Raw genomic sequence first — 15,662 nt, forward strand, 5'->3', positions numbered from 1 at the left:
CACCGCCGTGAACGGTCGGTGATTCTGGAGTAATGAGTAATAAGTAATGAGTAGATACCCGTTTTTCATCCACTCATTACTCATTACTCATTACTCATTACTTTAAAGCCGTGCTGGAAGCACAGGGTTTTAGACCTATTTTTCTGATAAGAAAGCAGCAATTATGTTGGGAGCATCCCAATTTTTCAAAAATTCACGGAACTAAGGCACAAACCCTTTATAACTGTCTTCCCTCTGCGAGACGTTGTGCTAATGCGGTTCGTTTCTTTATTCTCTTATTTCGCTCAAGGAATATTTATAATGTGAAAAACTAAGTTATGTATGAATCATAGCAATTTAACGTTCTATAAATTTGTAGGAATGCGTAATTCTTGAAAATTATCAAATTGCTTTATGATTATACTATTTTGGCATTACACAGCAATAAAATTTAATATTTATTTTATAGTTAGCTTCTTAGGTCGCACAACCTTACAACAGTGAACATTCATTAGAACTGTGGCAGAGGAGTTAAATCAGTGAATAACAAGCAATGAAGGCTAATAAATAATATTGGTGTTTCGCCAAAAGATGAAATTGATAACAACTAATGATTATTTAAATTCTTCCTCAAGTTGGAGCCAGATGGCAAGACACTTGTCCTAATCTTCCTATTATGGAACTAAAAAAGCCACTAAAAATTTCAGATTTAATCCGTGAACTTCGGCAGCAACTGGATCTTTCTCAGGAAAAATTTGCAGCTAAGTTAGGAGTTTCTCTGCGAACAGTCAATCGCTGGGAGAACGGATCTACAGTGCCTTCACAGATGGCACTAAAGCTGATTGAAGAAATGTTACAAAAGATGGGCGAATCAGGCAAAAGACTACTGAACGAGTATCTCCTAAAAGCGGAGCAATGGGAGGACTCTTAAGATGATGTTGAAAATACCAGAAAAAATTTTGATGATGCGCTCTTGGTTACTAACTTATGGTGTGATGATTCTCGCAGTCATAGCGGCACTACTATCGACGCAACTATTACTACCAGTCTTTGATCCGAGCGTATTTACATTATTTTATGCTGCCGTGGCAATCAGCGCCTGGTACGGCGGCATGGGACTTGGAGTATTAGCGATCGCATTATCTGTTATAACTGCGCTCTATTTTTTAATCGAGCCAATCTACTCGTTCAATTTTCTCAGCCTGAACGTCTTAGTACAATTAACCACATTCTCACTAGTATCCTTCTTAATTACCGCCCTCTCTTCAGAGTTGCGAACTGCTAGACGCAAGGCAGAGACAAGCCTGAAATTGTTGCAAAATAGCGAAATGCGGTTTAGCCGACTGGCAGAATCCAACATCATTGGAGTTATCGTCACTGATATGAAGAAGGGCTCCATCATGGAAGCCAATGATGCTTTTCTGAAAATGGTCGGCTATACGCGAGAAAATTTAACCGCTAACCAAATAAAGTGGCGTGAGATTACCCCACCTGAATATCTTCTATTGAGTGAGCGTTCAGTGGAAGAAGTAAAAACCACTGGAGTATGTAAACCTTTTGAGAAGGAATATATCTGCAAAGATGGCACAAGAGTTCCCGTTTTGCTCGGTTCTGTCCTTGTAGAAGACAGCGAAGAAACTGTCATTGGCTTTGTTGTTGATTTGAGCGAACGCAAACAAGCCGAACAAATATTGCGGGAAAAGGAAGAACGTCTGAGGTTAGCTAACGAGCGTTTTCAGTTAGCAGCATCTGCGGTCAACTGTCTCATTTATGACTGGAATTTAGAACAGGATACCGTTGAAAGAACCGATGGATTAACCCGGATTTTGGGCTATTCCCTTGATATCGCTGAACCAACAGGTAATTGGTGGCGTGAACTTGTCCATCCAGAGGATTTGCCGCGCTTACAAGAGGAGTCAGCCATTGCTTTGGCAAATAGCGATCGCTATACTGCTGAGTATCGAATTCGCAAACAAGATAACCAGTACGTCTATGTACTGGATCAAGGAATAGTGGTGCAACGCGATGCTGATGGAAAACCAGTCCGCATAGTTGGCAGCACTACAGATATTAGCGATGTCTACGACGAGCTTCGCTTACGCAAGCAAGCAGAGAAAGCAGTCCAAGAAAGTGAAGAGCGACTCAGGAGTTTTGTCAAAGCAAATATAGTTGGCATTATCTTTGGTGATGTAAATGGTAGTATCACTGAAGCCAACGACGAATTCTTGAGAATTGTGGGCTATGCCCAAGCAGATATTCAGGCAGGTAGATTGCGTTGGAGTAATATTACGCCTCCTGAGTATGAATATTTAGATGAACTGGCTATTGCCGAAGCAAAAGTAAAGGGAACCTGTACACCTTATGAGAAGGAATGTATTCGCAAAGATGGTTCTATTGTCCCAGTTGTAGTTGGCTACTCTCTTTTAGGAGAATCTGGGCAGAAATCAGTTGCATTTATTCTTGATATTAGTGATCTCAAGCAAGCTAAAAAAGCGCTGAGTCAGAGTCAAGAGCAATTTCAAGCTTTTATGGACAATATTCCCGCCGCAGCATGGATTACCAATGCAGACGGACGTATACTTTACCTCAGTCCAACTTATCTGAGCATATTTGATGTAGCAGCCAAAAAAGCGATTAATAAAAACATTTTTGACCTATATCCAGCCCAAATCGCTCAACCTCTCCTTGATAACATTAGAATAGTTGCCCAAACGAATCAGGTTGTTGAAACCATCGAGTCTGCCCCACGCACAGATGGCACTCTAGGGGAATTTTTGGTATATCAATTTCCCATTGCAAATGCGACAGGGCAACGTCTAGTAGGAGGGGTTGCAGTTGACATCACCGAACGCGAACGCATCCTTCGTGAACGCCAGCTTGCAGAACTTGCTTTGCAAGAGCGCAGTGAAAGACTTAAACTGCTCTCTGAAACCACTAGTGATTTGCTTTCAACCGAGCGTCCGTTGGATTTAATGAACAGTTTGTTTGGTAAACTCTCGGCGCAAATGGATTTGCATTTTTACTTCCACTATCTAATTGAGACGCACGAAAATCAGCAGAAACTTCGATTAGTAGCTTGGAACGGTATTACTGATGAAGTATTTCAAGCAATTGAATACCTGGAATTTAATCAAGGGATGTGTGGACTAACAGCGCAAGAACGCCGTCAAATTGTCGTCAATAATGTGCTGAACTCTACTCATCCAAATGCCCACATCCTCAAGTCTTTGGAAATCACAGCCTATGCCGGTCAACCGTTAATTGCTCAGGGAAAGCTGCTTGGTGTCCTTTCCTTTGCCAGTCGCACCCGTACTCACTTTACCTCTGGGGAGATTGCGCTACTGCAAGCAACCTCCGATCAGATAGCGGTTGCCTTGGAACGCGCCGAGTTAATGACTTCGTTACAGCGACGCAAAGAAGAATTGATCCAAGCGAACCGGATTAAAGATGAATTTTTGGCGGTTCTTTCCCACGAACTTCGCACGCCGCTAAACCCGATTTTGGGATGGTCAAAGTTACTGCAAACTAAAAAGTATGATGAAGCAACCACCACTCGCGCTCTCGAAACCATTGAGCGTAATGCCAAACTTCAGACTCAACTCATTGAAGACTTACTAGATGTCTCTCGCATTTTACAAGGTAAACTGAGTTTGAATATTGCTCCTGTAAATCTGGAAACTGCGATCGCATCTGCAATAGAAACTGTACGTCTAGCCGCCCAAGCTAAATCTATCAATTTGCGATTTACGGTTTTAGATTTGAAATTAGAAAATTCTCAGATAAATTTAGAATCTATCGATTTTAACAACCAAGCTGACAATCTCAAATCTCAAATTCAAGTTGCACTTCCAGCGTCCCAAAGGTGTAATTCAAAATTACTAGTAACTGGTGATTCTGGTCGCTTACAGCAAGTTATCTGGAATTTACTTTCCAATGCGATTAAGTTTACGCCTCAAGGTGGAGAGGTAGATATTAGTTTACAGCCTGTGGGTTCTCAGGTTCAACTTCGAGTCAGTGATACAGGTAAGGGAATTAGTCCAGATTTTTTACCATTCGTATTTGACTACTTCCGCCAAGCTGATGGTGCAACTACCAGAAAATTCGGGGGATTGGGATTAGGATTAGCTATTGTTCGTCATATCGTCGAGCTACACGGGGGCACAGTTAAGGCAGAAAGTTTGGGTGAAGAACAGGGAGCAACTTTTACAGTTATGCTACCGATGATTAAGATTCATCCAGATAGCCAGCAGATTGATAGACAGCCTGATAATTTACCCAATCTAAATGGGGTAAAAGTTCTACTTGTGGATGATGAGCGTGATACGCGAGATTTAATTGCTTTTATTCTGGAACAATCTGGCGCGGTAGTAACCCAGGCTGCATCAGCTACGGAAGCATTACAAGCTTTGCCTCAGTTCCAGCCAAATCTGCTCTTGAGCGACATTGGAATGCCGGAAATAGACGGCTATATGCTGATGCGTCAAATCAGAGCGATGTCAGCAGAACAAGGAGGAACAATTCCCGCGATCGCTCTTACCGCTTATGCTGGTGAGGCTGACTACCAACAGGCAATCGCCGCCGGATTTGGGCAGCATATCACCAAACCTGTAGAGCCAGCTAAATTAGTTCGTGCGATCGCAAACCTGATTTATAGTCGTAGCAATCTGTAAACTAATTTACCACTTAATAAGGGTATGTTAACTCTATTGTGAACTAGAAACTATAGCTTAGGTGCGTAGACGCGCAGCGACTTGTCGTCAGATATCGCTCTTGAACAGGACTATTTTTTATTACGATGCACATAAAAATTCCCACGATTTTTCAAGAAGCATACGCGTTCATTAATGTAGTGGAAATATGACTTATTTAAGATTATGGGAAAATTTTGAATGGCTGGAAATGAAAATCTATTTTCTTAACAGCCAATCCTGCTGAGATTGGCTTTCAGCTATTATTCACTAGGAATGCTATCTTTATTGGGAAGCAGAGACTACAGCTTCAGGTTGATAGCGAATGCCTGCTTGCTTAAAGCGGTGTAAAGCTTCACCCAAGCGATCGCAATCTGCAATCAAACTGATCCTTACATAACCCTCACCCGCAACCCCAAAAGCATTACCTGGGGTAACAACAACACCAGTTTGCTGCAATACATTCAAAGCAAAATCCGTGGAACCCATGCCCACAGGACACTTCACCCAAAGATACATTGTCGCCTTAGTTCTGGGGATATCCCAACCCAACTCTCCTAACCCATCAATGAGAAAATCACGGCGGGTACGGTAGCGTTGTTGTACCTCGTGCAAATAGACATCTGGCAGTTGCAAGGCGGTTTCGGCTGCTTTTTGCAAGGCGGAAAAAATACCGTAATCTAAGTTAGTTTTTAGTGTCCGTAAACCTTGAATTACATGGCGATTCCCCACTACAAATCCAACTCGCCAACCAGCCATATTATAGGTTTTAGATAAGGTGTGAAATTCTACACCAATATCTTTCGCGCCGGGAATTTCTAGCAAGCTAGTGGGTTGATAACCATCAAAAGCTAACTCGGCGTAACATAAATCATGCACCAGCAAAATTTCATATTTGCGGGCAAAGGCAACGATTTCTTCAAAAAATTCGCGGGGTGCAGTGGCAGCAGTGGGATTGCTGGGATAATTGAAATAGAGAATTTTAGCTTGTCTTGCAACCTCGTCAGGAATTGCAGCTAAATCAATTAACCAGTCATTCTCTGGTTTAAGAATCAAACTGTGGATTTTGCCGCCTGCGATCGCCGGGCCACGAAAATGGGCGGGATAAGCTGGGGAAGGAACCAGAACTAAATCGCCAGGGTTAACGTAGGCGATCGCTAAATGGGTTAATCCTTCTTTAGAACCTAGCAATGGCAAAGCTTCGCTATCGGGATCAAGAACCACACCATAACGGCGATGATACCAATTAGTGATCGCACGACGAAAACTAGCAGTCCCTTCAAAGGGCGGATAACCGTGATTGGCGGGATCTTTCAAGGCTGCGATCGCCGCTTCAACAACTGGTGCTGGTGTTGCACCATCGGGGTTTCCCATCCCCAAATCAATTAAATCTAACCCTTGTTCCCGTGCTTTCGCTTTTAGTTCATCTAAACGGGCAAATACATAAGGTGGCAGTTTTTGTATGCGTTCTGCTGGGACAATCCAATTTAAACTCATTCTTCAACCTCGTCACTGATTCCCTTGGGCGAAACTCGATTCATGTCTTTACTATCTATAGGTGCAGTGGTGGAAACCATTGCTGCCATCAACTGTTCTGGCGCGACTTTAAATGGTAGTCGATGGATGTCAGAATTAGGAACTAGAGCAATTTCGGCGGCTGTTTGTAACTCACCTAATGTAATATTGCCCAATCCCAAATCACTTAATTTTTGGGGTAGTCCAATTTCTGTGTAGAACTTTAATAACTGTTGTCGTGCTGATGCTGCTAGTTGATTGCCTTGTAGCATTTCTTCTAAACGCAGTTGCACCAAAATTCCAAAAGCGACTTTTTCGCCATGAATACTGCCATGTCCTGAAATATGAGTTAAACCATTATGCACGGCATGGGCAGCAACTGTGCGACACTGCGCCCCTCCAAGTCCTCCAACTACCCCAGCTAATAAAACACTTGCGTCTACGACTTCTCGCCAAACTTCACTACCTGGTTCCTTCAAGGCGGCGGCTGACTTTTGCAAGAGGATATCTCGCAAAACTCTTGCTTGTTGCACCGCAGCAATAATTAAAGTGTCTTGCAAATGTCCACTGCTAACAGAGGCTTCATACCATTTAGCGATCGCATCACCAATTCCAGCTACTAACGTCCGTTGTGGTGCAGTTTTAATCAAGTCATAATCGAGTATCAGTAAATCGGGACAACGAGACAACCCAACATCGTAGAGAAACGCCCCATCTTCCGAATAAACATTCGACAAGGCACTCCAAGCGGCACAAGTAGCCCCTGATGTCGGAATCGTCACCACTGGTAACTGTACTTGCTGCGCGAGTAATTTCGCTGTATCTAAGGCTTTGCCGCCACCAACACCAATAATCACATCAGCTTTATGTTCTTTTACCTTCTTCTGTAAAGATTTCAGGCTAGCTTCGCAGCAATCTGCACCATAAGAAGCTTGGACAGGATGTAACTGTTGCGTTTCTAAAACTGGTTGCAAATTCTTTCGGCTGATGGCGAGAGTAGATTCACCTGCCACAATCAAGGGACGACTTCCCAAACAGGCAATCTCTGCTGCGGCTGCTTGCAATACCCCAGAACCACGGATGACTTTTGCCGGGGCAACTGTGAGCGTAAATAATGAACTAGAGGTTTGAGTAGACAAAGAAGGTTGAGTAGAAAGTTGATTAGACATAATAATCTAGTTTGCCAAAACCTTGATATTTCTTAATCTAATAGACTTACAGTGAGGGATGGTTGTTGCCAAATAGCTACAAACTTAGTATCTGATTCAACTAGGTTTTAACCGATCTAATCGCCAACTGGTTAAGCCATTTAATGACGTTGCTCGAATCTGTGATGTCCATTAGCCTGAAATTCTGAACTATCAAAGTTTTGAATAACCGTATGATTAGTTAACATTACCACTCTCAGATTCTCAAGAAAAGTGATTGAGAACTGAATCATTTATTATGATGGTCATTCCAGCTAGGGATAGGTGCGTTAGAGAAATGTATACTCCCACGCTGTTCCTTTTACTAATACAAAAAGTTGTAAAAATGTCAATAGGGAAAATTAGAATAACATCTGACAAATTACAACTGTCAGTATCCATTACACGCACGCTGATTGATCTTTTTCCACAGTCAAATCACTAAAGTGTGAATATCTTAATCTAATAATAACTATTAATGTATCGGTAAATACAAAATAAATTATGTCATTCTGATAACAAGCATTGGGCATGGGGCATTGGGCATCCCTTCGGCTCCGCTCAGGGCAGGTGGGAATTGGGCATTATTTATTACCTCATTGGCTCCCCTGCCCCCTGCTCCCCTGCCTCTTCTGCACCATTCCCTTAAGCGTTAGGTTTTGGCAATTGGGCGAATTTGTCTGTGTAAATTTCCACTGTGACTGGGGAATTTTGATGAGAAACTAGCGATCGCTTGGCCTCACCCAAGTAAACTGGTACAGAAACCCCTGTTTCCGGGTGGATAATAACGCGGGCGCGAACTGTCAACCTGTCGTCTTCCCGTGTACTTGAACGACCATAAGAAAATAGATTACTAGCTGCTTGACGTAAAGTTGCTTCTAATTGCGTAGGTGTAATTTGGGGCGATGTAGTAATAACCGCTTGTGTTGAGCCATTGTCATAAACTAGAGTGTACTTCGTCGCTCCTGGAATCACAGCCCGACTCAAGGGGACTATTGACAGTGCAAATAAACCACCTGTCAGCACCAGCATAAAGCCAGTCGTACCCACCAGCCGAAAGCGGATGCCCCATTTGAGAATAAAAGCCAAAACTGCTAAGGCAGCGAATGCCAAGGTAGCTATACCTGACCATTGGGTGTACTGAAGAAAGTTAGCTGTTGTGAGCATAAGGTTGGTTATGGATGCGTCTTTTTTTTCGTCACCGACATACCCATTTTACCGAGAGCTTACACCATAAGGGTTATTATAGTTCTTGATGTCAATCAGAATATTGGGTGCGTAGACGCGTACTTCTAGGTCGAAGCAAGCTACACGAAGCATCTCCAAGATTTGCGGCTTGTCGTCAGACATCGTAGTTTTAATAAAGTTTAAACTTGCGTTTAGCCTAAGTTTAGTGGTGAAATGGAGCCAACCTCAGAACAATTCAAACAGTTATACAGAGTCTTTACTTAGCTAACGCGAATGTGTCTCCCGATTTACCTAGTTACCTTAGATGAGCCAACAGATAACATCGTAGTAATAGCAGGTGAAGAAACAGTTGTAGTAATTAATCTACAAGGAGAGGTTGATTATGAATAAGCCTAACTTTAGAGAAATGACACGCAAGCAATTGCGAGATTATATATTACAAAATCGTGGCGATGCCGAAGCAATTTACGCTTTAGCATTACACGTCCAGTCTAATGGCAAACGTCTAAATTCAGTAGATGAGCTACAACAAGTCATCCAAGAAAAACGTCAAGATTCCCCGCTTAATTCTCCGCTTTTCACATACAAATAAATAGGTTCTGGCGGGTTGCAAAGACCTAATTTAATTTCAGTAACCATGTCTGACATTCCTTGATTAAAGCTAAAATCTTTTCAGATATTCCGTCAGATTGAATATTTTTTTTATTTGTGCTTAAGTGAATAAAAATAATAAATATACAAAAGGGCATCTACAAGAGATGCCCGTCATGCAGGAAAAACCCAAAGGGTTGTCCCTACACCTTCCCAACAATCAGCAACAGTGACTAATTAGGTATTAGTCACACTCACAGACGTGAATATAGTAATATTATTAACTTTAAACTCGAAACGTCTCCAGTGCATACACTGAAATGAACAGATGGCTATTGTAAGTTGCTGTTTGTCATTTACTAATTAATTTGAACCAGATGTAAACCTGTCTTGTTCGTTATAACGATGTAATACTCCACAAATGGCAGCTAAAACTAACCATGAAATTACATTCAAACGGAAATCGAAGAGGGTTACATCTACTGTATTCAATAGAACCCATCCCACAAAGGCCAGAAGATAACTAAAATATATCAATCTATCTTCTGTTTTTATATATTTTGACTTTCGTAATAATTGGATACCTGTAATCAAAATCCAACCAAGTAAGCCACAAAATAAAAAAGTACTAGGAAAACCAGTTTCAGCAGATAACATCAAAAATAAGTTATGGGGATGACCCAAGGGAATCTGCGTCTGCGCTTTGTAGAGTCCACTAAAACTGCGTAATCCCCAACCAGTCCAAGGATGTTCTTTGGCTAAAGACCAGGCAAACTCCCATTGAGTTTTTCGCATTAAAGCGACTGGTCTATCTGGATACATATCGTCATTTAACCTTGCCCAAAAGAAGGCAGGAACTACCCGGCGAAAAATTTGAGCGACTGGGGAGGGAGCAAAAGCTGCCAAAAGCACGCTAGAGACGATCGCAGCGACACCACCCACAAGAATGCGCCAGCCTTGGTAGAGTGCATAAGCTAAACAGGCAAAAATAGCGATCGTCCAGCCATTGCGTGAGTTAGTGAAAATCAAGGTAATGAAATTTGTAATCACCGCAACGGTTAAGAAGATAAAGGGGAGTGAATTCTTCCTAATACCCAATCCTCGATACAATCGCCATTGTTCTAGCCACAACCCTAAGCTAAGGATGAAAACTATTGTTAGATAAGCGGCAAAGGTGTTAGCGTGCAAGAAAAGTGAGGCTATGCGACCAGGCGGATTTCCTCCTGGTGCGATCGTCCAATTCAATACAACCCACAAAATCTCTAATTTCAAACTCCAGCCTAAAAATAACTGTCCCAAACCAAGAATTAGCACTGGTATGGAACCGATCGCTAAAACCCAAGCCATTTGGCGCAATTGGACAAATGTTTGAATTAGAGCGCTATGGGCAACAAAAAGTAAAAAGAATGGTAATAAATTAAATAAGCCAAGGAAAGCTGCTGTTTTGTCATCGGCAAATCCAGCACTTACGATCAGCAACAGACTCAAAAGGGCAAATCCCCAATTGAGGGGGCGGCGATTAATTTTGTGGGATTGTTTCAGCCAAGTTATTAATGAGACAAACCCAATAGTCACAGCCCCCAACAATGGACTCAATGGGAAGATTAACAATGCCCATAGAGAGTAATTCCAAGAAGATCGCCAGCGAGACTTGAAATAATAAGAAACCTTGTTCAAGCTGGCTCCCAACATTCCTCACGAGTGAGGCGAATTTGAGCTAAGGCAAAAATAGTAGGAATGATCCGACCATAGTTAGTGGCGATCGCTCTCCACCCTAAATCTGCAAAAAACCAAGTCCACATCATTGGCCCAATCACGGCAAACATCGTGCGAGCTGCCCCATAACGAGCTGCACTCACCGTCATACCCCGTTGCGCCATTTGCATAGCTACATAGCTTTGAAATTGCGTTGCAGCAGCTTCTGTACCTGTAATCGCCGCTTGTTTTGCTACTTCATAAGTAGCAAAGTGGATGGCAAATTGACGGGCAATTTGCTTAAGTACCATTGGCTGGAGAAGTGAAGTAACTGCGATCGCACCACCGCCTTTGAAAAGCAACCCCAAGGGGTCAGGCTGCAATAAAAGTGGTAGCGGTTCTTTTAGTTCTGATTGCACAAGGTGACGCTGCACTCTGAGAGTCAATTTTTGCTTTTCTTGTTCAGGTAATTTTTTCCATACCTGTCCTAGCAGATGCAAAAATACTTCTGCTTCTAAATCAATAGTTGGCAGCTGATGAGAATAGGGAATTTTTAGATATTTACATACTTGAACTAAGGCTTGTCGGTAAGTTACCTGGCCTGTGCGTCCCCGTAATACCGTCATCCCATCTGCCGCCAAAAAGCGAAAGCGTCCCTCTAGTGAATCTAACCAAGCTTTGCGGTCTTGGCTTTGCACTTCGATGGGTTCGGGTGTGTGTACATAGTCTAGGGGATTGAACTTACGACTAAATAAAATTGCCGTTAAATCTTGCAATTCTTCTTCGGTCGCTAACTCTAGCGCCGCCCTCATTTCATCCAATTTCCCTTCCTCCCTTCCGTGCAGCTTTCTGTACCTTATTCTACTATTAGCTTTCAGCAGTCATTAGTAGTAATTTTGTCCTTTGATAATAACAGGGGCCAGGGGGCAGAAGTAACTCAATCTCATTTAATATAATCCTACGTATAGAAGGCAGGAGTAACCCACGCGCAACTGCATTGGACTTAGGTTATAGACAGTATCTTCTTTTTAAACTGGGTAATGACTCAGAATTAAAGTAATCAATCATACTTATTTCCTCCTGCCTCCTGCCTTCTCTTAAAGGACTATGAACTCATGACTGATATTGTAGTGATTGGTGCCGGAATGGCCGGTTTAGTCTGTGCCCAGCAATTAAGTCAAGCTGGATATTCTGTGATAGTAGTGGACAAGTCCCGTGGTTTGGGAGGAAGATTAGCTACACGCCGCTTGCATGGAACTTGGGCCGATCATGGGGCTTGTTACCTGAAGCCAAAGGGTGAATTATTTAGACGTTTTGTGGAGATATTGCGATCGCGCCATATCCTCGAAGTCTGGACAGAGGAAGTTTACGAACTCACAGCAGATTCTCCTTTATTTGAACCAAAAAACCGCAGTCCACGATATGTTGCACCTGCGGGAATGAGTGCGATCGCTAAATCTCTCGCTCCAAGTTTAGAAATATTACTGAATCAACGTGTCATTGCTATTACCCCAACTCTTGAAAAGGGTTGGTGTTTGACTCTCGAATCTAGTAACGAAGAATTAACTGCCAAAGCTGTAGTTGTCGCTATTCCTGCACCCCAAGCGGTGATGCTGTTAGAACCTTTGGGTGAAAGTGTATTAGATACAGCCTTTCTTGATAGCTTGCGTTCTGTACAATTTTATCCTTCGATTAGTGCGATCGCTGGATATCCTCCCACATCCCAACCACTCCCTCAGTGGAAAGCTCTAACTTTTGTAGATGATGCTGACTTAGCATGGATTGGTTTAGACAGTAGCAAGCGTCTTAACCCTCAACAACCACATTTTGTAGTGCAAAGTAGCGCGGATTTTGCCCAACGCCATCTAGAATCCCAAGATTTAGAACCTGCTGGAAAGCTAATGTTGCAAAGAGCAGCTGAATCTCTGTCCCTTCCTTGGCTGAATACTCCCGAATGGATGCAAGTACATCGTTGGCGTTACGCCTTTCCTAGTCATCCTTGGCACGAAGCTTTTTTGTCTGCCGGAACTCCCTTACCTTTAGTTTGCTGTGGTGATTGGTGTGGTGGCAATCTTGCGGAAGGTGCGATGCTTTCTGGATTAGCTGCGGCGGATGAAATTAATCATCAGTTGCATCATCTACCTTTAGACAATGTGAACTTTTTCAACGTTTTTGTCTGATTATTTCATCAGTCGCTAGACTGATTTTGCGCTCTAACGAGTCGCTATTTGTCTGACTTACTAAATCAATGTGCAACAAATAAGTTTTTTAGATGAAACAGCAAACTTTTTAGCAAACGTAAAATGTGATGTAAATTACCAACAAAGCTTAACTTCATTAAAAATTTGTTCCTAATTCAAGATTTTTATTGCTGTTAATCTTGATCCCCTAGCCTTAATGCTGCGTTTTATGTAGATTTCTGCCTTTTTGGCAGAAATTTGAAATAATTAAGATTATAAATATAAAATGTCGCTAAACTATCAGTGGATTGGATGCTTTTTTAATAAGTAATGCTGTAAACCAGTATAAACTTTAACTAAAATGAGCAAATCCAAATGTCTCAAATTCAACCAAGATAAAAGGCTAGTTTCAGGGTCTATTGCATTTATCAGTTGAATCACTTCTAACTGATTGTCATAACAACGTTGTCATCTAAAAAAGTTGTTTTCTGCACTAATCATTGACTGGATTAAAAAAGGAGTTTAAAAATTATGAAAACGGTAGTTAATTTAACACAGCAATCAGTAGTAGGAGAGATTGAAAGCGTTTTGGATACATATCCATACCATCCATATCAAAAAGCCTTTGCGATTCCTGACTTACGGCAAGAGCTAATTGCTTTCGTCCTCACCCGTCTTCCCTCTTTTGACGGCGCTATGTCTGAGGGGCATATTTCCCTAGCGGAGGCTGAACAAGGAAGCTTGGCTTATTACAAATTGCCTCGTAAACCTTTAGAGCAGCAACTCCACCTACAGAATTTGATTCACCAAGGCATTTGTTTAATCGTTCAAGAAAAGTCAGATTGGATTAACGATCATGTTTGTGAAATAGTTCAGCCAGCTTGTGAAGCCTCTCACTGGTTTGGTTAACCCTCTTCAATCACTCTAGGCAGAGGAAAAATATAAATCCTCAAACTGTGCATCAGAAAAAACGAAACCAATGAACTCATTCTTAATCTGAATTAACCATTGAAAACCAAGTTGTAAATACCGATTTTTAAATAGTTGTAGTTAGTCATTACATACCAAGTAAAATTCTCGGGCAACTTTGTTATATCTGTTGTAATTTGCCAATATCTCCAATTTCTTCGCCTGCCAAAGATGATTTCTCTCATGTAGCGTTCTTCACGAGTACCATTGGTGAAAATTCGTTTAAATTCTTTCCATTTATTGAATCTAAGCCTTTCTTTGGCAGGCATCCAGACAGCATGATTACTTCTAATCGCCACGATAAATGGCGTTTTATATTGATTCAATACACTCAGGAATGTGTCACTCTCTCCATAGAGACTATCTGCTAACACTAACTCAAATTTCAATCCAATCTCTTGGAGTTCCGTAATTATTTCTGCTGCTAATTGAGTCTTCGTCTTGTAGGTATCATCCGGTTTGAGCCGTTTTTTAGATTTGTAGATTTTGAACAGTAACGGAAACGTTATGGGAGCATCTCACTTTTTAAAGTGGCTCAAACTGACAATAATCCATTGAGGTAAGCACAGCGATGGGCTAGGACTTGAGGCACATTTTCTCGTTTCCATTGTGCCCCGGAAATTTTTGTTCGACGGTCAACCTGTTTAACGGCAGATTCAACTGAACCTGAACCAATTGAACAAATTTCTTCAGCTTGATAATATTCGTAGTTGATAATGCGATTGCGATGCTTATCAAGATAACGGCAAAAGTTTTGTACTTGTTTGCCTTTACAATCTGTAAATAAGGCAATAGTAGCCTCAACTTGGCCTTTCCATAGTAGATTTTGTGCTTGTTTCAAGCGTTTTTGTGAACCCCCAACTTTGTGGAGGTTTTCTATTAAATGGAACCAATCAAGTATTTCTCGACGTTGTGCATCAGGTGCTAATTGGTCAATTATATTCCAAATGCCGTCATGTCCATCACCAATACAAGTGAGTGGGCTAGCCAGTGGTTGGTCATTAACCCAATCAATCACAATCTGATTATTCTGAAATGAAGTTCCCAAGATTCCGAGATGATGTAAGCTAATTGCTTTATAGCCAAGCCATGCACATATTTGACCTTTAGGAGTTCGGACACGGATGTTTCCACCATCGACGCTTAATTCTTCAATTGTCTGTTCTGGTGTTGGCAACTCAAAATTCTGGCGATGCACTAATCTCTGTTGACTGCTGTGAGAAACCTCTATGCCCGTAAAATACTTGATGTCTGATGCCGCATCTTCATAGCTGACATTCGCACTTACCCTCAAACAACAAGTTTCTAGATATGGACTCAGTTGAGTACTTGGTGCGACTTCTAATTCAATGGCTTGTTTGCTCGTTATTGCTAACTCTCCAAGAATGCTTTTGAGCCGTCGTTGGTATCCTGCGGTTGTCCCTGTAATCGTTTCGATAAAAAAACCCCTACTTCTGGCATAACATGCTTCTGCATTTGACTCCGCACTGCTTCTTCAATTGCTGCAAGATTTGTGAGCTTTTCTTTTGACGTATCTTCATACAATATTTTAGCAATCGCCTGAATATGTTTTTGAAGAGCTTGCTTTTGTTCTGGGGTCATCGGTAAGTAAATACACTCGTCTTACCTATCCTGACTGATTTTCGTCTTCTTTGCAAAAAACTGGGATG

13 protein-coding genes are annotated in these 15,662 nt (G+C 41.8%); 5 read left to right on the forward strand and 8 right to left on the reverse strand.

Going from position 1 to position 15,662, the window contains the following annotated elements; genetic code table 11:
- The first annotated feature begins 655 nt into the window (after nucleotides 1-655).
- Both FBB35_RS30625 and FBB35_RS30630 read left to right on the forward strand, forming a co-directional pair.
- On the forward strand, nucleotides 656-910 hold the full coding sequence (locus FBB35_RS30625) for a DNA-binding transcriptional regulator (RefSeq protein WP_174712760.1): 255 nt from the start codon (nucleotides 656-658) through the stop codon (nucleotides 908-910).
- A gap of 1 nt (nucleotide 911) precedes the next feature.
- Nucleotides 912-4,649, forward strand: coding sequence for a PAS domain S-box protein (locus FBB35_RS30630; RefSeq protein ID WP_174712761.1), 3,738 nt, complete (start codon nucleotides 912-914; stop codon nucleotides 4,647-4,649).
- 303 nt (nucleotides 4,650-4,952) lie between these two features.
- Here the strand turns inward: FBB35_RS30630 and FBB35_RS30635 are convergent, their stop codons facing one another.
- From FBB35_RS30635 to FBB35_RS35615, 4 genes are all read right to left on the reverse strand, one after another.
- Nucleotides 4,953-6,164 (reverse strand): aspartate aminotransferase, encoded by a 1,212-nt coding sequence (locus FBB35_RS30635; RefSeq protein WP_174712762.1) that lies wholly within the window; start codon nucleotides 6,162-6,164, stop codon nucleotides 4,953-4,955.
- Nucleotides 6,161-7,351: an iron-containing alcohol dehydrogenase family protein gene (locus FBB35_RS30640; protein WP_174712763.1), complete on the reverse strand. Its 1,191-nt coding sequence runs from the start codon at nucleotides 7,349-7,351 to the stop codon at nucleotides 6,161-6,163. The genes FBB35_RS30635 and FBB35_RS30640 overlap by 4 nt, the downstream gene beginning before the upstream one ends.
- Before the next feature lie 663 nt (nucleotides 7,352-8,014).
- Nucleotides 8,015-8,536, reverse strand: a complete 522-nt coding sequence (locus FBB35_RS30645; RefSeq protein ID WP_174712764.1) for a Ycf51 family protein — start codon at nucleotides 8,534-8,536, stop codon at nucleotides 8,015-8,017.
- Nucleotides 8,537-8,584: 48 nt separating this feature from the next.
- Complete coding sequence (locus tag FBB35_RS35615; protein ID WP_302480935.1) at nucleotides 8,585-8,719, reverse strand: hypothetical protein; 135 nt, start codon at nucleotides 8,717-8,719, stop codon at nucleotides 8,585-8,587.
- Between the two features lie 220 nt (nucleotides 8,720-8,939).
- On the opposite strand from FBB35_RS35615, the gene FBB35_RS30650 reads away from it, so the two are divergent.
- Complete coding sequence (locus FBB35_RS30650) at nucleotides 8,940-9,149, forward strand: hypothetical protein (protein ID WP_174712765.1); 210 nt, start codon at nucleotides 8,940-8,942, stop codon at nucleotides 9,147-9,149.
- 362 nt (nucleotides 9,150-9,511) lie between these two features.
- On the opposite strand, the gene FBB35_RS30655 is transcribed toward FBB35_RS30650, so the two are convergent.
- Together FBB35_RS30655 and FBB35_RS30660 are read right to left on the reverse strand one after the other, a co-directional pair.
- Nucleotides 9,512-10,840, reverse strand: a complete 1,329-nt coding sequence (locus FBB35_RS30655; RefSeq protein ID WP_174712766.1) for an O-antigen ligase — start codon at nucleotides 10,838-10,840, stop codon at nucleotides 9,512-9,514.
- The gene (locus FBB35_RS30660) at nucleotides 10,822-11,664 is read right to left on the reverse strand and encodes a hypothetical protein (protein ID WP_114082369.1); all 843 of its coding nucleotides are present in this window, start codon (nucleotides 11,662-11,664) and stop codon (nucleotides 10,822-10,824) included. Before FBB35_RS30660 ends, FBB35_RS30655 begins: the two co-directional genes overlap by 19 nt.
- A gap of 294 nt (nucleotides 11,665-11,958) precedes the next feature.
- On the opposite strand from FBB35_RS30660, the gene FBB35_RS30665 reads away from it, so the two are divergent.
- Nucleotides 11,959-13,023, forward strand: coding sequence for an NAD(P)/FAD-dependent oxidoreductase (locus tag FBB35_RS30665; RefSeq protein ID WP_174712767.1), 1,065 nt, complete (start codon nucleotides 11,959-11,961; stop codon nucleotides 13,021-13,023).
- A 531-nt stretch (nucleotides 13,024-13,554) separates the two neighbouring features.
- Nucleotides 13,555-13,932, forward strand: a complete 378-nt coding sequence (locus FBB35_RS30670; protein WP_174712768.1) for a hypothetical protein — start codon at nucleotides 13,555-13,557, stop codon at nucleotides 13,930-13,932.
- Between the two features lie 92 nt (nucleotides 13,933-14,024).
- On the opposite strand, the gene FBB35_RS30675 is transcribed toward FBB35_RS30670, so the two are convergent.
- Nucleotides 14,025-14,501, reverse strand: coding sequence for a transposase (locus tag FBB35_RS30675; protein ID WP_174713829.1), 477 nt, complete (start codon nucleotides 14,499-14,501; stop codon nucleotides 14,025-14,027).
- A 26-nt stretch (nucleotides 14,502-14,527) separates the two neighbouring features.
- Nucleotides 14,528-15,594 (reverse strand): ISKra4 family transposase gene (locus tag FBB35_RS30680; protein ID WP_174708235.1). Its coding sequence is split into 2 segments (ribosomal slippage): nucleotides 14,528-15,438 and nucleotides 15,438-15,594, totalling 1,068 coding nucleotides; the frame shifts between segments, so codons are not numbered across the junction.
- Nucleotides 15,595-15,662: the final 68 nt, after the last annotated feature.

The organism is Nostoc sp. TCL240-02, from assembly GCF_013343235.1.
Classification (GTDB): domain Bacteria; phylum Cyanobacteriota; class Cyanobacteriia; order Cyanobacteriales; family Nostocaceae; genus Nostoc.